This is a genomic window from Pseudomonas sp. 14P5.3.2 (genome assembly GCF_057799175.1).
The window spans coordinates 131,683-149,200 of sequence record NZ_JBYOKU010000014.1; the positions used below are offsets into that span (position 1 = coordinate 131,683).

The 17,518-nt window shown below is 59.4% G+C and carries 15 protein-coding genes; 9 read left to right on the forward strand and 6 right to left on the reverse strand.

Annotated elements, in window-relative coordinates; translation table 11 throughout:
- Positions 1-81: 81 nt before the first annotated feature.
- Entirely contained in the window at positions 82-432 is a 351-nt protein-coding gene (locus AC27VU_RS14045; protein WP_488724287.1) for a ComEA family DNA-binding protein, read from the forward strand.
- A gap of 92 nt (positions 433-524) precedes the next feature.
- Here the strand turns inward: AC27VU_RS14045 and AC27VU_RS14050 are convergent, their stop codons facing one another.
- The 5 genes from AC27VU_RS14050 to eat all read right to left on the reverse strand — a co-directional run bounded on the left by AC27VU_RS14050 (position 525) and on the right by eat (position 6,402).
- Positions 525-1,097: a TetR/AcrR family transcriptional regulator gene (locus AC27VU_RS14050; RefSeq protein WP_488724288.1), complete on the reverse strand. Its 573-nt coding sequence runs from the start codon at positions 1,095-1,097 to the stop codon at positions 525-527.
- 213 nt (positions 1,098-1,310) lie between these two features.
- Positions 1,311-2,957 (reverse strand): alginate O-acetyltransferase AlgX-related protein, encoded by a 1,647-nt coding sequence (locus tag AC27VU_RS14055; RefSeq protein ID WP_400505922.1) that lies wholly within the window; start codon positions 2,955-2,957, stop codon positions 1,311-1,313.
- Positions 2,861-4,492, reverse strand: a complete 1,632-nt coding sequence (locus AC27VU_RS14060) for an MBOAT family O-acyltransferase (protein WP_488724289.1) — start codon at positions 4,490-4,492, stop codon at positions 2,861-2,863. The genes AC27VU_RS14055 and AC27VU_RS14060 overlap by 97 nt, the downstream gene beginning before the upstream one ends.
- A gap of 248 nt (positions 4,493-4,740) precedes the next feature.
- Complete coding sequence (locus AC27VU_RS14065) at positions 4,741-4,908, reverse strand: DUF2897 family protein (RefSeq protein ID WP_003226857.1); 168 nt, start codon at positions 4,906-4,908, stop codon at positions 4,741-4,743.
- A gap of 129 nt (positions 4,909-5,037) precedes the next feature.
- Positions 5,038-6,402: an ethanolamine permease gene (gene eat, locus AC27VU_RS14070; RefSeq protein ID WP_488724290.1), complete on the reverse strand. Its 1,365-nt coding sequence runs from the start codon at positions 6,400-6,402 to the stop codon at positions 5,038-5,040.
- A gap of 399 nt (positions 6,403-6,801) precedes the next feature.
- Here eat and kdpF point away from each other — a divergent pair, with 399 nt between their 5' ends.
- The 6 genes from kdpF (at position 6,802) to AC27VU_RS14100 (ending at position 14,962) form a co-directional block, all read left to right on the forward strand.
- On the forward strand, positions 6,802-6,891 hold the full coding sequence (gene kdpF, locus AC27VU_RS14075) for a K(+)-transporting ATPase subunit F (protein WP_003226853.1): 90 nt from the start codon (positions 6,802-6,804) through the stop codon (positions 6,889-6,891).
- 8 nt (positions 6,892-6,899) lie between these two features.
- Complete coding sequence (kdpA, locus tag AC27VU_RS14080; RefSeq protein WP_003226852.1) at positions 6,900-8,594, forward strand: potassium-transporting ATPase subunit KdpA; 1,695 nt, start codon at positions 6,900-6,902, stop codon at positions 8,592-8,594.
- 10 nt (positions 8,595-8,604) lie between these two features.
- Positions 8,605-10,662 carry a potassium-transporting ATPase subunit KdpB gene (gene kdpB, locus AC27VU_RS14085; protein ID WP_488724291.1) on the forward strand — a complete coding sequence of 686 codons (2,058 nt, stop codon included), beginning with the start codon at positions 8,605-8,607 and terminating at the stop codon, positions 10,660-10,662.
- 228 nt (positions 10,663-10,890) lie between these two features.
- Positions 10,891-11,436 carry a potassium-transporting ATPase subunit KdpC gene (gene kdpC / locus AC27VU_RS14090; protein WP_488724292.1) on the forward strand — a complete coding sequence of 182 codons (546 nt, stop codon included), beginning with the start codon at positions 10,891-10,893 and terminating at the stop codon, positions 11,434-11,436.
- Positions 11,437-11,563: 127 nt separating this feature from the next.
- On the forward strand, positions 11,564-14,215 hold the full coding sequence (locus tag AC27VU_RS14095) for a sensor histidine kinase (protein ID WP_226499707.1): 2,652 nt from the start codon (positions 11,564-11,566) through the stop codon (positions 14,213-14,215).
- A 48-nt stretch (positions 14,216-14,263) separates the two neighbouring features.
- On the forward strand, positions 14,264-14,962 hold the full coding sequence (locus AC27VU_RS14100) for a response regulator (RefSeq protein WP_003226844.1): 699 nt from the start codon (positions 14,264-14,266) through the stop codon (positions 14,960-14,962).
- Positions 14,963-15,104: 142 nt separating this feature from the next.
- Here the strand turns inward: AC27VU_RS14100 and AC27VU_RS14105 are convergent, their stop codons facing one another.
- Complete coding sequence (locus tag AC27VU_RS14105; protein WP_003226842.1) at positions 15,105-16,151, reverse strand: patatin-like phospholipase family protein; 1,047 nt, start codon at positions 16,149-16,151, stop codon at positions 15,105-15,107.
- A gap of 216 nt (positions 16,152-16,367) precedes the next feature.
- Here AC27VU_RS14105 and AC27VU_RS14110 point away from each other — a divergent pair, with 216 nt between their 5' ends.
- A complete protein-coding gene (locus AC27VU_RS14110; protein ID WP_007963692.1) occupies positions 16,368-16,646 on the forward strand; it encodes a hypothetical protein in 279 nt (92 codons plus the stop codon).
- Between the two features lie 79 nt (positions 16,647-16,725).
- Complete coding sequence (locus AC27VU_RS14115; protein ID WP_488724293.1) at positions 16,726-17,493, forward strand: CHAD domain-containing protein; 768 nt, start codon at positions 16,726-16,728, stop codon at positions 17,491-17,493.
- Positions 17,494-17,518 lie beyond the last annotated feature (25 nt).

The following is a 17,518-nucleotide window of genomic DNA, read 5'->3' on the forward strand; positions in this document are numbered from 1 at the left end:
ACTCTTTCCTGATATCGCCTAAGTTTGAGAGGCAGCTTTGGAAAAGCTGTTTCTTCTAATCGGTATCATGGAGCTTCACTTATGCGTAAAGGCTATTTTTACTCGTTGGTTTTCGCGTTGTTGACGGGCGCTTCGGTTGCTGCAATAGCTGCGCCAGTTGCGCCAGTTGCGCCAGTTGCGCCAGTCGCCATCGACAGTGCGCTTCCGCCAATGGCGGTGTCTCAATCGTCGTCGGCAAAAGTAGATCTCAATAATGCCGATGCAGTCACTTTGCAAAAGTCGCTTGCAGGTGTTGGAGAGGCTAAAGCGAAAGCGATTGTTGCGTATCGAGAGAGTAACGGGCCTTTCGCATCGATCGACGAACTGTTGGAAGTGAAAGGCATCGGCAAGGCGATCCTTGACCGAAATCGCGATAATCTCGAAATCAATTAAGCGCGGAGTGAATAGAGAGGCCGGTCTTTGACCGGCCTTTTGACTTTCTGGGAAGGGCAATCGCAGGGATAAATCATCAACACAATCATTGACTATGCGTCACACGGGTTGATCTGCGTGTGCTTAAGGTGTGTGCCGACGACTTCTAGAATTCTGTCAGCCGTCTCAGGGTTCTCTACGCTGCGTGATAACAATAGCGTCCCTACCAGAGTTGCCATAATGACAATGGACCGATCAATCGTGTCGGTGCCCGAGAGAGTCGCTTGGACTTGTTCCAGGCGAGCATCGAGTACCCGATCAGTTGTTGGACTGGGTCGTCCGCGTAACCCGAGTTCGGATGACATCGTGGGCAGAGGGCAACCTTCTCCGGGGGAGGTTCGATGCCAATCCGAGAGATAGCTGTCTATGAATGCATGCAGCGGGTTGTGTTCTGCGAAAAGAACGGTGCAGTGCGCGTTCAGCTCCTCGCTTGCTGCTATCAGGGCCTTTTCCACTAGTTCGTCTTTGGACTTGAAGTGCGAGTAAAAGCCGCCATGGGTCAGTCCCAATGCTTTCATCAACGGTTGCAGGCCGGTCGCGCTGATGCCATCCCTGCGAAATCGGATCGAGGCCTCTTTGATGATCCGCTGATGTGTCTGAGCTTTGTGATTCAGCGAGTAACGCATTTGGAATCTCCCCAACAATACGTCATCTTAAACAATCTAAATAAGATGGCGACTGTACTTCTATAGCTAAGGCGCATAGATCCCGGTTCAGCGTGGGTGCTATCCGCTGGGGGCCTCATGGGGAGCGTAGGAGGTTTTTGGTGTTGTTGAATCGTGATGTGATGAGCGGCACAGGCACCTGTTCATGTGCCTGTGACACTCGACCATTTTTTCCTAAAGAGGCAAGGAGCTGGAACCGGTTTCGGGTGCTGCAATCGAAACCTCCGGGCAGGCCCCAGGAGCATCCAGATCAAGGCGCAGTTCGGTAATCGCGGCTCCTTTGGCCCAACTGGAGTCAGGGGCAAAGGTCAGCGCAGTCAATCCGCCATTGGTCGAGAACCGTACACTGTCGGCTTCACTGAACTGAGTCCCTTGCGAGCGCCAGAACAGTTGAATCGGTACTCGTTGGGACGAGTACCGGCAGCGGACGTTGAAGACGATTCTTCTCGCTTGAGCCGGTTCGACGGGAGAGTCGAGTCGATAGACAATGAACGGATCAGGACCTGTCACAGTGTAGGTATTCTGCTCTCTGCCAGCGAGATCATTGGCTCCGATCTGTAAACCTTGAGCGATCCTTTTGAACGAGGTGATTTTTTTCGAAATTGAAAAAGATGGTGCGGGTTTCTGGAAAAATTCGCTGAGGATTTCACGTTCTACCCCCATTACAAATACATAATCCGGTTGATATTCCTCTACGAGTTCTGCGATCTCTCGATGGCTGGTGAACGCGTAGTGCAACTGCAGGGTCTCGCTGAAAGTTGCTGCCATGTACGGAGCCAATGCGTTACCGAATGAGTCGCGCAGCCAAAGCACTTTCTTTTTGTTCAGGGCTTTTTCTGACTTGACCAGCAGGGGCCGTTGTGATGCCTCCAGCGCGGAGTTACGTCCTGAGGCAAGTAACTTTCCGGATGGATATTCATACTGCTCGATCGTAATCGGATTTTTATAAATGAAGTCCAATATGACCTCTTCGTCCGGAACCGAATCGGTAATTCTTTGGAATCTGGCCAGATCGCCGCCTGTTCTGGCGAGGATTTCAGTAGGCTGACTGATATCTTTGCTCGGCCACTTCAATTCAGGATGGGTAATGGACAGGTTTTTTGCCAATTCCTGGAAGGCGATACCTGCACCCACAAAATTCCAGTGTGTGTCTGTTCGATAATACAGAGGACTATGTCCTTCGCTCTTGGCTTGGCGTAATGCTTCAGTGGGATTCACATAAGTATCAATTTTGGCATTGCTGGTCAGATACTCGGTCCGGGACGAAGGCGAGTGCTTCGCCCAGCCTGGCAAAAACTCCGGGTAGAGGGTGTCTTTATCGGGGCCGATGATAATTCGATAGGCGCTGACACCGTTATCCTTGTACCAAGACGTCCAAGACTTCGTGGCATCAGTAACTAGCTGATTTGTCAAAATACTCTCGGGAGTCACACCGGCTCTTTTTACGGTAATCGACTTGGCGTACGCATCGCCGAGATAAAACCAGCCGTCTTTGCCAATGATTACCTGCTTGGGATCGATGGAGATACCGGCGGCATAAAACGCACGGCCCACCAATGGCATCAGGATGTCGGTGTTGTATAAATTGCTGACTGACCACCAGTTCTGGTTTTTTTGAACTGCTTGCGTGCCATGAGAAATAAGGTTGGCGGCTGGAATCAACGTCAGCGAGATCAGGGCCAAGGCAAGAAATACATGGATTTTGGTTTTCATGAGTTCGCCGATCAAAAGTTGAAGTACAGAAAAACAGAACTGGTCGTCAAAATCGTTGAGTAGATGGCTACGCTGAACAGAAGCGACATGCCAACGATTTTTGGCCAACTGATCCGGCCTTGAGTCGTCAATTCAAAAGAGTTTTTCTGGGCGATGAGGATAAAACCGAAAGCGATCATGAGGTAGCAGACGGCGTTCGCCGCGATGCCGGTCGGAAGCACTGTCAGTAAATGGTCTTCCAATACGCCACCCCACGCCAAGCTTGAAGTCGGGACATCTTGAACTGGGATCGCCACAGAGCCAAAGTCCACCATGCCCGCAAGGATCCGCTTGGCATCATCGAGGGAATGCGCCCTGAAGAACACCCAGGTTACATTGACGAAAAGGAAGGTAGTCAGCCATGCCAGCGGTGTTGGCATGCGCATACCGCATTGTTTCCAGACTCTGTGCAGCACCAGAGCCCCACCATGCAGCGCACCCCAGATAATGAACATCCAGCTGGCGCCATGCCAAAGGCCGCCGAGTACAAAGGTGGCCATCAAGTTGATATAGATTCTTGCCGAAGAGCAGCGATTACCGCCAAGTGGGATGTACAGATAGTCGCGCAGATAGCGGCTGAGAGTCATGTGCCACCGACGCCAGAAGTCCTGGATATCGTACGATTTGTAGGGCGAGTTGAAGTTTATGGGCAACCAGATGTTGAACAGAAGGGCTGCGCCAATGGCCATGTCACAATAGCCACTAAAGTCAAAATACAATTGGAAAGTATAAGAAAGACTGGTCGCCCAAGAACTATAAAAATCATGTTGTGCGCCAGGCTGGAAGCCTGCGTCTGCCCACACCGCAAACGTATCTGCGATCATGACTTTCTTGAACAGTCCAATGCTGAATATAAACAGGCCCATCAAGATATAGCGGTATCTGATGGCAAGCGTCCAGCGGGACTGGAACTGCGACATCATTTCTTTGTGGTGCAGGATTGGCCCAGCGATGAGATGCGGAAAAAACGTTACAAAAAGCGCATAGTTAATAAAGTCGTATTCTTTGGCTTCACCCCGATAACTGTCTACGAGGAAAGCAATTTGAGTGAAGGTATAAAAGCTAATTCCTAGAGGCAGAATTATCTGCTGTAGCTCGATATCAAAATTAGAAAGTGAGTTGATGTTTTCAATAAAAAAGTTAGCGTACTTGAAGTAGCCCAGTAATCCCAGGTTTACTGCAATGCTCAAGGTTAAAATGGTTTTTCGGGATAGCTTGAGGCGCAAACCAGTTGTAGCCGGCGAAAGGGCACTGCCTACCAGGAAGTTGAAGAAAATTGAACCGAGCAGAAGCGGTAGATAAGTAACGCTCCAGTAACCATAGAAAAACAGACTTGCCGCTACCAACCAGCATTTTCCCGCGAGTATCAGGCGTCTCTTGTTAAGCAGGAAGTAAACGAGGAAAACAATGGGTAGATAGAGCAATATGAACGTGGGAGAGCTGAATACCATTTTCCGTCTCGTATAAAATTGGCTGTATCTTTGTTTTTTTAAATGGCGAAAGACCAGGGAACCTGCGCGATCTGTTGTGATACGTGGGGCCTGGATCTGCCAGGCCGGCGGGCTTTTTTGGGCACCCTGAGCGTTGATGCTGCAGTAACGCAAAAATTAACTTCTGGCCTGTTACTAACCGATCTGCTTTCTCTGCCGTCTATTGGAAATCTGTAGCAACAAAACTCCATAGCGCGGGAAAATACCACAAAGACGGCTGTTTTTATATTGAGACTAGTGATTGTGCGGACTCGGGGATCGGGGAGTGGTCTGGGGGATGTTGATCGGCTGGCTTGGGTAGCAACGGCACTGCCCGAGGGGGAGGTAAAACAAACCCCGCCGATTCAGGCGGGGTTCTTCATTCAGCGATCCTGCGCGTCCTTGATGTCCGCTTCGGCGTTGCGCTGCGCAACGCGTTTGCGTTCTTCATCGGTCAGTTCAACCTTGTTGGCGGTGTCGCGCAACATCATCAATCCGCCAACGATCGAGCCGATTGCAACGACCAGAATCAACCAGGCATACCAGGGCATAACGGCTCTCCTTAAGGGCAGTTCGACGGGCGAGGATTTCGCCGTGCGACGCTGCATACCACTTTTGAGCGAAGTGAGTTCGCAGTGGTTCCATTCTAGGCCGGTTAAGCCCGGTGTATCTGAAATCCCTCAGCGGCCGTTCAGCATCGCATCGGCCGGAGCGTCAGCGCGCAACTGCCCGGTGAGCAGGAAGTAGCCGAAGCCGACTGCCATGAAGCCGAGGAAAATCAGCCCGATCAGCGCGTTGAACCAGGCCATGGCGATCAGGCACACCACCGCCAGCACCAGTGCAATCAGCGGAATCAGCGGGTAGCACGGCGCACGGAAAGTACGCTCGAGATTCGGTTCGGATTTGCGCAGTTTGAACAGGCTGAGCATGCTCATGATGTACATCACGATCGCGCCGAACACGGCCATGGTGATCATCGCGGCGGTCAGGGTCATGCCGCCGAGGTTGATCAAGCCGTCGCTGTAAATCGCGGCGATGCCGATGATGCCGCCGGCAATGATCGCCCGGTGTGGAGTCTGGAAGCGCGAGAGTTTCGCCAGCGACGCCGGCAGGTAACCGGCGCGGGCGAGGGCGAAGAACTGCCGCGAGTAGCCGAGGATGATCCCGTGGAAACTCGCCACCAGGCCGAACAGGCCGATCCACACCAGCATGTGCAGCCAGCCGGAGTTGTCGCCGACCACAGTCTTCATCGCCTGTGGCAACGGGTCGTTGATGTTCGCCAGGGTGCGCCAGTCACCGACGCCGCCCGCGAAGAACATCACGCCCATTGCCAGCAACACCAGGGTCAGGATCCCGCTGATGTAGGCCTTGGGGATCGTGCGCTTGGGATCCTTGGCCTCTTCGGCGGCCATCGCCGCGCCTTCGATGGCGAGGAAAAACCAGATCGCAAACGGAATCGCGGCGAACATCCCGGCAATCGCTGGCGGCCCGAACACATCGGAACCGGCCCAGCCATTCAGGGCAAAGCTGCTGAAGCTGAACGCCGGTGCGACCACGCCCATGAACACCAGCAATTCGATCACCGCCAGCACGCAGACGATCAGCTCGAACGTCGCCGCCAGTTTCACACCAAGAATGTTCAAACCCATAAAGACGATATATGCGCCGACCGCTGCATGTTTCGGATCGAGCGCCGGAAACTGCACATTCAGATAAGCGCCAATCGCCAAGGCGATTGCCGGCGGCGCGAAGACGAATTCGATCAGCGTGGCCAGCCCGGCAATCAGTCCGCCTTTTTCACCGAAGGCTCGGCGACTGTAGGCGAACGGCCCACCCGCATGGGGAATCGCGGTGGTCAGTTCGGTGAAGCTGAAAATGAAGCAGGTGTACATGGTCGCGACCATGAACGAGGTCACCAGAAAGCCCAGTGTACCGGCCACGCCCCAGCCGTAACTCCAGCCGAAATACTCGCCGGAAATCACCAGCCCGACGGCGATGCCCCACAGGTGCAAGGTGCCCAGTGTGGGTTTGAGTTGTGTGTTCATGCGCATGCTCCCTGAACGGTTTGGAAAGCTCGGGGGAGGGCGTGTGCAGTGGGCGTGCCATTGCTGGGAGTCAGGTCGTAATGTGAAGAAAGCTGTCGTATCGGGGATGTTCGCGGTGGGATAGCTGCGTTTTGTGCGCCAGTTGGGTGCGATGTAGGCGGTTATGCCGTCTTCGCGAGCAGGCTCGCTCCCACAGGGGAATGCATTTCAAATTGTGGGAGCGAGCCTGCTCGCGAAGAGGCCAGCCCATACGACGCAAAACCCACCTGTAACGAACGCATAAACCCACTCTTTACGCTTTCTTTATGCCCAGCCAACCCCCTCGGTCTCGCGCCTTTACAGCCTCCTTTCCGACAATGCCCCGACAAGCGGCAATACGCCGTAACACGGAGATCTTCCATGAGCGTTCTGGACGGGGTGTCCCTGCTGTTGGCAGCCGGGCTGTTCATTTATCTGTTGGTTGCGCTATTGCGCGCGGATCGGGGCTAGGAGCGGCTATGCACAGTTATGACTATTGGCTGATCCTCGCGTTTTTTGCGGTGGTGTTGTTGCCGGCGCCGTTCCTCGGGCGCTTTTACTACAAGGTGATGGAAGGTCAGCGCACCTGGCTGACGCCGATTCTGGGCCCGGTCGAACGTGGCTGTTATCGCATTTCCGGGGTTGATCCGCAGGCTGAACAGAGCTGGCAGAAGTACACGCTGGCCTTGCTGGCGTTCAACCTCGCCGGTTTCCTGCTGCTGTTTGCGATCCTGTTGTTCCAGGACCACCTGCCGCTGAACCCGCAAAACCTGCCGGGCCAGGAATGGACTCAGGCGTTCAACACCGCGGTCAGCTTCATGACCAACACCAACTGGCAGTCCTACAGCGGTGAAGCGACCCTCAGCTACCTGAGCCAGATGGTCGGCCTCACTGTGCAGAACTTCGTCAGCGCCGCTACCGGCCTCGCCGTGCTGGTTGCACTGTGCCGTGGCATCGGTCGCAAGTCGGCGAAGACCCTGGGCAACTTCTGGGTCGACATGACCCGCGCCACCCTCTACGGCCTGCTGCCGCTGTGCCTGCTGCTCGCGCTGTACCTGGTGTGGCAGGGCGTACCGCAGACCTTCGCGCAATATGTGAACGCGGTGACCATGCAGGGCGTTGATCAAGTGATCCCGCTCGGCCCGGCGGCCAGTCAGATTGCGATCAAGCAATTGGGCACCAACGGCGGTGGCTTCTTCGGTGTCAACTCGGCGCACCCGTTCGAGAACCCGACCGCGTGGAGCAACCTGTTCGAAGTCACTTCGATCATCCTGATCCCGGTGGCCCTGGTGTTCACCTTCGGTCACTACGTCAAGGACCTGCGTCAGAGCCGCGCGATCATCGCCTGCATGCTCGCACTGTTCCTGATCGGCGGCGCGACTTCGCTGTGGGCCGAATATCAGCCTAACCCTGCGCTGAACAACGTTGCCGTCGAGCAGACTGCACCGCTGGAAGGCAAGGAAGCACGCTTCGGCACCACCGCCACCGTGCTGTGGTCGGTGACCACCACCGCGGCGTCGAACGGTTCGGTCAACGGCATGCACGACAGCCTCAACCCGCTCAGCGGCATGGTCGCGCTGGTCAACATGATGGTCGGCGAAGTGATCTTCGGCGGCGTCGGTGCCGGGCTCTACGGCATGTTGCTCAACGTGCTCATCGCGGTGTTCCTCGCCGGCCTGATGATTGGCCGCACCCCGGAATACCTCGGCAAGAAACTGCAGGCGCGGGAAGTGCAATTGCTGGTCGTCACCCTGCTGGTGATGCCGGTCGGCGTGCTGGTGCTCGGTGCGATTGCCGCCACTCTGCCTGGCCCGGCGGCGACCATCAGTAACCCCGGCCCGCACGGTTTCAGTCAGTTGCTCTATGCCTACACCTCGGCCAGCGCGAACAACGGTTCGGCCTTCGGTGGCCTGAGCGCCAACACGCCGTTCCACAACCTGATGCTCGGTCTGGGCATGTTGATCGGTCGCTTCGGTTACATCCTTCCGGTACTGGCTTTGGCCGGCAGCCTGGCGATGAAGAAAACCGCGCCGATCGGCCAGAACAGCTTCCCGACCCATGGCCCGCTGTTCGTGACTCTGTTGACCGTGACCATTTTGCTGGTGGGCGGCCTGACGTTCTTGCCGACTCTGGCGCTGGGTCCGATTGCTGAACACCTGAGCATGGGCTTCTAAGGAATCGATCATGAATATGCCTGCAATCAAACCCGCTGCCGTCAAGGCACCGGAACAAGCGAAAACTGCGATCTCGGCCCTGTGGCGTCCGGCGCTGGTGCAAGCCTTCGTCAAGCTCGACCCGCGCCAGCTGGTGCGTTCGCCAGTGATGCTGGTGGTCGAACTGACGGCGATTTTCACCACCGTGCTGTGCTTCATCCCGGACAACGTCGTGCCGACTTTCGTCGCCGCGCAGATTGCCCTGTGGCTGTGGTTCACGGTGCTGTTCGCCAATTTCGCCGAAGCCTTGGCCGAAGGTCGCGGCAAGGCCCGCGCCGACAGCCTCAAGGCTGGCAGCGAAGGCCTCAGCGCACGACGCAAGATGGCCAATGGCAGCTTCCAGGTGGTGCCCGCCGCCAACCTGCGCAAAGGCGATGTGGTGCGCGTCGAAGCGGGGGAGATGATCCCCGGTGACGGCGAAGTCATCGAAGGCATCGCCGCGGTCAACGAAGCGGCGATCACCGGTGAATCGGCGCCGGTGATTCGCGAGTCCGGCGGCGACCGCTCGGCGGTCACCGGCAACACGCGCCTGGTGTCCGATTGGCTGCTGGTGAAGATCACCGCCAACCCCGGTGAATCGACCCTTGACCGCATGATCGCGCTGGTCGAAGGCGCCAAACGCCAGAAGACCCCCAACGAAATCGCGCTGGATATCCTGCTGATCGGCCTGACCCTGATCTTCCTGCTGGTGGTCGTGACCCTGCAACCGTTCGCCCACTTCGCCAACGGCAGCCTGCCGCTGGTGTTCCTGGTGGCGCTGTTGGTCACGCTGATTCCGACCACCATCGGTGGCCTGTTGTCGGCGATCGGTATCGCCGGGATGGATCGACTGGTACGGCTGAACGTGATTGCCAAATCCGGGCGTGCAGTGGAAGCGGCCGGTGACGTGCACGTGCTGCTACTGGACAAGACCGGCACCATCACCTTCGGTAACCGCCGTTGCAGCGCGGTGTATGCCGCGCCGGGCGTGAGTGGTCGCGAGTTGGCCGAAGGCGCGTTGTTCGCCTCGCTAGCGGACGAAACCGCCGAAGGCAAATCCATCGTCGAGTACCTGCGCGGTCTGCACCCGCAAACCGAGCCGGCGCTGGATAGCCTGACAGCGGTGCCGTTCAGCGCGGAAACCCGCTTGTCCGGTATCGACTATCAGGGCCGTATTTACCGCAAGGGCGCAGTCGATTCGCTGCTGGCGTTCCTCGGTCAACAACGCTCCGATCTGGCCCCGGCGCTGTCGCGGGAAATCGACAAGATCGCGCAGAGCGGTGGTACGCCGTTGCTGGTCTGCGCCGACGGCAAGCTGCTGGGTGCGATCCACCTCAAGGACGTGGTCAAGCCAGGCATTCGTGAGCGTTTCGCCGAGCTGCGCAAACTGGGGATTCGCACGGTGATGGTCACCGGTGACAACCCGTTGACCGCGGCGGCCATTGCGGCAGAAGCGGGCGTCGATGACGTACTCGCCGAAGCCACCCCGGAGAAGAAACTCGCACGCATTCGTCATGAGCAGAACGACGGTCGTCTGGTGGCGATGTGTGGCGACGGCGCCAACGATGCTCCGGCGCTGGCCCAGGCTGACGTCGGCATGGCGATGAACGACGGCACGCAAGCCGCACGCGAAGCCGCAAACATGGTCGACCTCGACAGCGACCCGACCAAGCTGCTGGACGTGGTGCAGATCGGCAAGGAATTGCTGGTGACCCGTGGTGCGCTGACGACTTTCTCCATCGCCAACGACGTCGCCAAATACTTCGCGATTCTGCCGGCGCTGTTTGCCGCGATCTATCCGCAACTGGGCGTGCTGAACATCATGCACCTGACCAGTCCGCAGAGCGCGATCCTTTCGGCCATCGTCTTCAACGCCCTGATCATCGTGGTGCTGATTCCACTGGCATTGCGTGGCGTGCGCGTGCAGGCAGCGAGTGCCGCGGCACTGCTGCGGCGCAATCTGCTGATCTACGGACTGGGCGGGATTCTGGTGCCGTTCGTGGGGATCAAGGCGATCGACATGCTGCTCACGGCTTTGCATTTGGTTTGAGGTTGGAAGAGCCCCTCACCCTAACCCTCTCCCGGAGGGAGAGGGGACTGATCGAGGTGTTTGTAAGAGGCGTACCGACCTGGGATAGCGAGCCGAACTCAGGTCTGGAAAAGCGCAGAGATCGGCTCCCTTTCCCCTCGCCCCCTTGGGGGAGAGGGCTGGGGTGAGGGGGAAAAGATCTCCCTGGCACCCCGCAAAAGTTTGCCCAACGAATTCGAGGATTTTGCAATGTCCACAATGATACGTCCGGCCCTGAGCCTGCTGGTGCTGATGACCCTGATCACCGGCGTGGCCTATCCACTGGTAGTGACCGGCGTTGCGCAGGTCGCTTTCCCTGAACAGGCCAATGGCAGCCTGGTGCACGATGCCGATGGCAAGGTGCGCGGCTCGTCCCTGATCGCTCAGGATTTCGTCGGTGATGCGTGGTTCCATCCACGTCCTTCGGCGGGCGCCTTCGCGACCGTTTCCAGCAGCGCCAGCAACCTGGCGCCGAGCAATCCGGCACTCGCCACACGGGTGATCGATGACGCCAACAAGTTGCAGGTGCCCGGCCAGGGGCCGGTGCCATTGGCGCTGCTGACCACCTCCGGCAGCGGCCTCGATCCGCACTTGCCACCGGCGGCAATTGCCTATCAACTGGCGCGTGTCGCGCAAGCGCGCAAACTGCCGGTGTCGACCCTGCAGCAACTGCTCGATGCGCACATCGAACAGCCGCTGGTGGGGCCACCGGTGGTGAATGTGCTGGAGCTGAACATGGCGCTGGAAAAACTGTAATTCTGCGGCGCTGCCATTCGCGAGCAAGCTCGCTCCCACAAGAGCAACACTGAACCTGTGGGAGCGGGCTTGCTCGCGAAGAGGCCCGCACAGGCAACACATCAACATCTGACTGAAGAGATCAAGCATGAGCGACGCCGGCCGCGCCGACGCATTGTTAGCAGAACTGCCCCGCGACGGCCGTGGCCGACTCAAGGTTTTCCTTGGCGCCGCCCCCGGTGTCGGCAAGACCTACGCCATGCTCCAGGCGGCGCACACGCAATTGCGTCAGGGCGTGAAAATCATTGCCGGCGTCGTCGAAACCCATGGCCGAGCGGAAACCGAAGCGCTGCTCGGTGGTTTGCCGCAGCAACCGCTGGTGCGCTCGGAATACCGTGGCGTGATGCTCGAAGAAATGGACCTCGACGGCTTGCTCGCGGCCAAACCGAAACTGGTGCTGGTGGACGAACTGGCGCACACCAACGCCCCCGGCAGTCGCCACGCCAAGCGCTGGCAGGACATTCAGGAACTGCTCGCCGCCGGAATCGACGTGTACACCACGGTCAACGTCCAGCACCTGGAAAGTCTCAACGATCAGGTGCGCGGGATCACCGGTGTGCAGGTGCGCGAAACCCTGCCGGACTGGGTGTTGCAGGAAGCCTACGAACTGCTGCTGATCGACCTGCCACCGCGTGAATTGCTGGAGCGTCTGCGCGAAGGCAAGGTCTACGTGCCGGAACAGGCGCGGGCGGCGATCGATGCGTTTTTCACCCAGACCAACCTCACCGCGTTGCGTGAACTGGCGATGCAGACTGCCGCCGCGCAGGTCGATAACGATCTCGCTCAAGGCTATCGCCAACTCGGTCAGGCGGCGCCGGCGGTGCGCGGGCGTTTGCTGGTCGGCGTCGATGGCGATGCGCATGCCGAACGCCTGGTGCGCCACGCCAGCCGGGTGGCCCAGCGTCGGCATCTGCCGTGGAGTCTGGTGCATGTCGACAACGGCACGGTGCGCGACGAGCAATCGCGCCTGCGCCTGCAAAATGCCCAGCAACTGGCCGAACGCCTCGGCGGCGAAGTGGTGTTGCTGCGCGCCGGCGAAGTGGCGAAAACCCTGATCCAGCATGCCGCCGAACGCCGGGCAAGTCTGGTGCTGGTCGGCCAGTCGCGGCCGAGTCTGCGCCGTCGTCTGTTCGGCGGTGGTCTGGCGGCGCGTTTGCTGCGTCAGGCCCACGGCCTGGAAATCAACGTGCTCGACAATGATCGCGAGCAGCCTGCGCCGCGCCTTCGCGTCACGCCGACGCTGGTGTGGTTCGATTACGCGCTGGCATTGGTCGCTACGGTATTGGCCAGTGCGCTGGCGTGGGCGGTGTCGAGTATTTTGCCGCTGCCGAACATCTCGCTGGTGTTCCTCGCGGCGGTGCTGCTGGTGGCGGTGCGCAGCAGTCTGGGGCCGGCGCTGGCGTGCGCGGCGCTGTCGTTTCTGACCTACGATTTCCTGTTCATTCCGCCGAATTTTTCCTTTGCCATCCAGCGCGAAGAAGACGTTCTGACCTTGCTGTTCTTCCTGCTGATGGCGGCGCTCACCGGTAATCTCGCGGCGCGCCAGCGGCGCCAGCTGCAGGCCCTGCGCGACACGCAGGAGGAAACCAGCGAATTGCTCGACCTGTCACGCAAACTGACTGCCGCGACGGATCGTCAGGCGGTGATCAGCGCTGCGGCGCAGCACCTCAATGGCTGGAGCGATTTGCAGTTGTGCCTGCTCAATCGGGACGGGCAGGGCGGCTGGAAAGTCGAGACCGGCGGGCCGCTGGAGTTCACCGAGGCGGAACGGGCTGCGGCCGATTGGGCCTGGCAGCACGATCAACCGGCCGGCATGGGGACCGGCACGCTGCCGTTCGGTCGCTGGTGGTGGTGGCCGCTGTCGGTGGAGGACGGGCCGCTGGCGCTGCTCGGGGTCTGCGCCAAAGAGGGCCAGACCTTGAGCGGCCAGCGCCGACGCCTGCTCACCGCGTTGAGTCAGCCACTGGCTCAGGCATTGTCCCGGGCGCAACTGGCCGATGATCTGGAGGCCGCGCGCCTGCACGGCGAAACCGAACAACTGCGCAGTGCGCTACTGGCCTCGGTGTCCCACGATCTGCGTACACCGCTGACGTCCATGCGCGGCAGTATCGACAGCCTGTTGGCCCTCGGCGAAGCCATTCCACTGGAGGATCGCCGCGAGTTGCTCGAAGGCACCCGCGATGAAGCCGAACGCCTCGATCGCTATATCCAGAATCTGCTCGACATGACGCGCCTCGGCCACGGTGCGTTGAAGCTGGCGCGGGACTGGGTGTCGCCGGCAGACATTGTCGGCAGCTCGCTCAATCGCCTGCGTGCGGTGCTGGCGCCGCTGCAGGTCAGTACCGACGTGCCCGCCGAGCTGCCGCTGCTGTTCGTGCACGCGGCGCTGATCGAACAGGCGCTGGTCAATGTGCTGGAAAACGCTGCGCGGTTCTCGCCGGCCCATGGGCGTTTGCAACTGCGTGCCGGCGCCAGTGACGAAGAGATTTTCTTCTCGGTCAGCGACGAAGGCCCGGGGATTCCCGAGGACGAGCGGGCAAAGATTTTCGACATGTTCTACACCGCTGCGCGGGGTGATCGCGGAGGGCAGGGCACGGGGCTGGGGCTGGCGATCTGTCAGGGCATGGTCGGCGCGCATGGTGGGCGGATCAGCGTGGCCGACGGCATCGACGGCCGCGGCACCTGCATCACCCTGCACCTGCCGTTGCAGACGCAACCGGGGATGGACAATGAAGCCTGATCGCGACTGCGCTACTCTCTTGCCAATCTTTTGTGTCGATGTGAATTCATGAGCCAGACCGCGACCATTTTGGTCATTGATGACGAACCACAGATCCGTAAATTTCTGCGCATCAGCCTCGCCTCACAAGGCTACAAAGTGCTGGAGGCCGGCACCGGCGCCGAGGGCCTGGCCCAGGCGGCGTTGAACAAACCCGACCTGCTGGTGCTCGACCTCGGCTTGCCGGACATGGACGGCCAGCAGGTGCTGCGCGAGTTTCGCGAGTGGGCCACCGCGCCTGTGCTGGTGCTCTCGGTGCGCGCCAGTGAGGGGCAGAAAGTCCAGGCGCTGGATGGCGGCGCCAACGATTACGTGACCAAGCCGTTCGGCATTCAGGAATTTCTCGCCCGGGTCCGCGCGTTGTTGCGTCAGGCGCCGGCCGGCGAGGCCCAGCAAGCGGCGCTGACGTTCGGCCCGCTGACCGTGGATCTGGCTTATCGGCGGGTGTTGCTCGACGGTGTCGAAGTGGCGCTGACCCGCAAGGAATACGCGGTGCTGGCGCAACTGGCGCGGCATCCGGGCCGGGTGATCACCCAGCAGCAATTGCTCAAGGATATCTGGGGCCCGACGCATACCGAGGACAGTCATTACCTGCGGATTGTGGTCGGGCATTTGCGTCAGAAGCTGGCGGATGATCCGACCCGGCCGCGGTTTATTGTGACGGAGGCGGGGGTTGGGTATCGGTTGTTGAGTGAGAACAGTCTGTAGGTTTTGTGTGGTCTGGTTTGGCCTCTTCGCGAGCAAGCCCGCTCCCACAGTGGTCGGTGTGATACACAAATTTCAATAACACCCCAGAACCCTGTGGGAGCGGGCTTGCCCGCGAAGAGGCCCTGACAGGCAACCGAGAACTTCAAGGCTCTCTGCTCTGCTCACTTTCATACCGGTCCAGCGTATCCCGCGCAATCTCCCGCCCCAAAGCGATCAACTCCGGCGCCTTGTAGAACTCGAAAAACCGGCACACGCGCTTCGGCACGTTGATCAGGATGTCCGGCGGATAGCCGGCGATCTTGTATTGCGCCAGCGAGGTCTGCATCACCTCGAAACTCTGGTTGATCAGGTCCAGCAGTGACGCCGGTCCGACGTTGTCGATGATGAACGAGCCGGTGGCGGATTTCGGCGCGCCTTCGCGTTCGGGAGCCGCTGCCGGTTGCTGGCTCTCCGGTTCGCTGCCTTCCAGCCACGGGTTGATCTCGCCCGCTTCGGCGCGCAGCGCTTCCTGCTCCAGTAACAACAACTGCTCGGCCTGTTTGCGGCGGAACGGCATTTTCGAACCCAGCGAACTGAGCAGGCTGTCGAAGCGCGAACGAAAGGCTGGCGGGCGCTGGATCACCGGCAATTTGTAGTGGCGCTGGTTGGTCGCGTTGAGGTTGACCGCGATGATCAGATCACAGTGGCTGGAGACCACCGGCACGATCGGCAACGGGTTGAGAATGCCGCCATCCACCAGCATCCGGTTACCCTGCATCACTGGGGTGAACAGGCTGGGAATCGCCGCCGAGGCGCGCATTGCCTGATGCAGGCAGCCTTCCTGGAACCAGATTTCCTGCTGGTTGGTGAGGTCAGCGGCGACGGCGGTGTAGGGAATGCGCAGGTCTTCGATATTGATCTCGCCGACGATCTTGCGGATCTGCCCGAAGACTTTCTCACCGCGAATCGCCCCAAGGCGAAAGCTCACGTCCACCAGACGCAGCACATCCAGATAATCGAGCGTTTCGATCCAGGTGCGGTACTCGTCGAGTTTGCCCGCCGCATAGATCCCGCCGACCACTGCGCCCATCGAACAACCGGCAATGCAGGCAATGTCGTAACCGCGTCTTTCGATCTCCTCAATGACTCCGATATGGGCGTAGCCCCGGGCGCCTCCGGAGCCCAGCACCAGTGCGACACGCTTTTTCATCAAACTTCCTCCCCCGACAAGGCACCACAATGCACCCATCCATGGGCGGGCGACAATCGCCAGAGTCGTTCGGGGCGGCAGCAGAGTCGTTTTCCGATACTGTGTGACCCGTCGGGGTTATCCTTTCGTCACCGCAGATTCACCGGGCGCCAAGGCACTTTTTTCGCGCCGTAACGTCTTACCTGCACGACTGTTGACCTATTTGAGGAGTTAGTGATGAAAGCCTGGATCTGTGTGCCGTTGATCGCGCTGGCATTGGCCGGTTGCGCTGGCAAGACTGCTTATCGCGACAGCTGCGGCAGTCAGCTCGATGCGGCGTGGCATGAACTGGATCTGGCCAAGGCCGAAGGTTTCGCCGGCACGGTCAGTTACTCCAAGGCGCTGTCGTTGCTGACGGCGGCCAAGACCCAACAGCAATTCGAAGGTTTCGAGGGCTGCAGCAACAAAGCCGAGAAGGCGCGTTTCTATATTCGCGAATCCCGCGCCGGGCGCTAAGCTGCTGACTTGACGCAAGGATGCGGCTGGCCGACCACGGCAGACTCATCTTTCAAGCCATGTGAATCAGGAGCAAGCGATGTCTGCGTTGGTTGACCGGTTGGTGGCTCATGTCCTGAGTCTGGAAGTGCGTTTGCTGGCCTGTCAGGCGCGTATGACCGCGCGTACCGACCCCGAGGCGCTGCACGACTTGCGCACCACGGTGCGCCGCTTGCGCAGCCTGTTTCGGCCCTTGCGTGGCTTGCCGGGTGTAGAACAACTGGAGGGCGCCGCGTCGGCGGTCGGTCAGTTGACCACGCCGTGGCGCGATCGCGAGGTGTTGGCCGCCTACCTGCTCCAGCACGATCAACCGCAGGCCGCGCAGCGGCGCATGGCGCAGATGGCGGAAGCGTATCCGACGCTGGCGGCGAGTGCCGAGGTGGCTTCGCTGCTGATCATCCTCGACGCGTTCCCGCGATTCCTGCGCGCCTCCGAGCGCCAGGGATTGCTTAAGGGCCTGGCCAAACGCATCGAAAAACGCCTGCACAAACAATGGAAAAAACTCGACCAGGCCCTGCACGATCCTACCCACGATCGGCATCGCCTGCGCTTGCTGATCAAGCGCGTGCGCTATGGCATCGAAGCCTATCCGGAACTGGATCGCCTGCCTGAAGCGGCGCTGGCACGGCTGAAGTCGGCGCAGGGCGCGCTGGGCGACTGGCACGATTGCTGGCAGTGGCTGGCGCGGGCCGAGCTGGAAAGCGATCTGCAACCGTGCGTCGCGACCTGGCAGGCGGGCCTGATCAAGGCTGAAGCCAAGGCGGATCGGGTGCTCGACAAACTCAGTACTGCCTGCTTCAAATCCTGAATTCTCCATTGACCCTTTGTGGGAG

Excerpts from the sequence above, each read along its gene's own strand:
- AC27VU_RS14100 (WP_003226844.1), top strand. The coding sequence starts at position 14,264 with ATGAGCCAGACCGCGACCATTTTGGTCATTGATGACGAACCACAGATC.
- kdpB (WP_488724291.1), top strand. The coding sequence starts at position 8,605 with ATGAATATGCCTGCAATCAAACCCGCTGCCGTCAAGGCACCGGAACAA.
- kdpA (WP_003226852.1), top strand. The coding sequence starts at position 6,900 with ATGCACAGTTATGACTATTGGCTGATCCTCGCGTTTTTTGCGGTGGTG.
- AC27VU_RS14110 (WP_007963692.1), top strand. The coding sequence starts at position 16,368 with ATGAAAGCCTGGATCTGTGTGCCGTTGATCGCGCTGGCATTGGCCGGT.
- eat (WP_488724290.1), bottom strand. The coding sequence starts at position 6,402 with ATGAACACACAACTCAAACCCACACTGGGCACCTTGCACCTGTGGGGC.
- AC27VU_RS14045 (WP_488724287.1), top strand. The coding sequence starts at position 82 with ATGCGTAAAGGCTATTTTTACTCGTTGGTTTTCGCGTTGTTGACGGGC.
- AC27VU_RS14050 (WP_488724288.1), bottom strand. The coding sequence starts at position 1,097 with ATGCGTTACTCGCTGAATCACAAAGCTCAGACACATCAGCGGATCATC.
- AC27VU_RS14115 (WP_488724293.1), top strand. The coding sequence starts at position 16,726 with ATGTCTGCGTTGGTTGACCGGTTGGTGGCTCATGTCCTGAGTCTGGAA.
- AC27VU_RS14105 (WP_003226842.1), bottom strand. The coding sequence starts at position 16,151 with ATGAAAAAGCGTGTCGCACTGGTGCTGGGCTCCGGAGGCGCCCGGGGC.
- AC27VU_RS14095 (WP_226499707.1), top strand. The coding sequence starts at position 11,564 with ATGAGCGACGCCGGCCGCGCCGACGCATTGTTAGCAGAACTGCCCCGC.
- AC27VU_RS14065 (WP_003226857.1), bottom strand. The coding sequence starts at position 4,908 with ATGCCCTGGTATGCCTGGTTGATTCTGGTCGTTGCAATCGGCTCGATC.
- kdpF (WP_003226853.1), top strand. The coding sequence starts at position 6,802 with ATGAGCGTTCTGGACGGGGTGTCCCTGCTGTTGGCAGCCGGGCTGTTC.
- kdpC (WP_488724292.1), top strand. The coding sequence starts at position 10,891 with ATGTCCACAATGATACGTCCGGCCCTGAGCCTGCTGGTGCTGATGACC.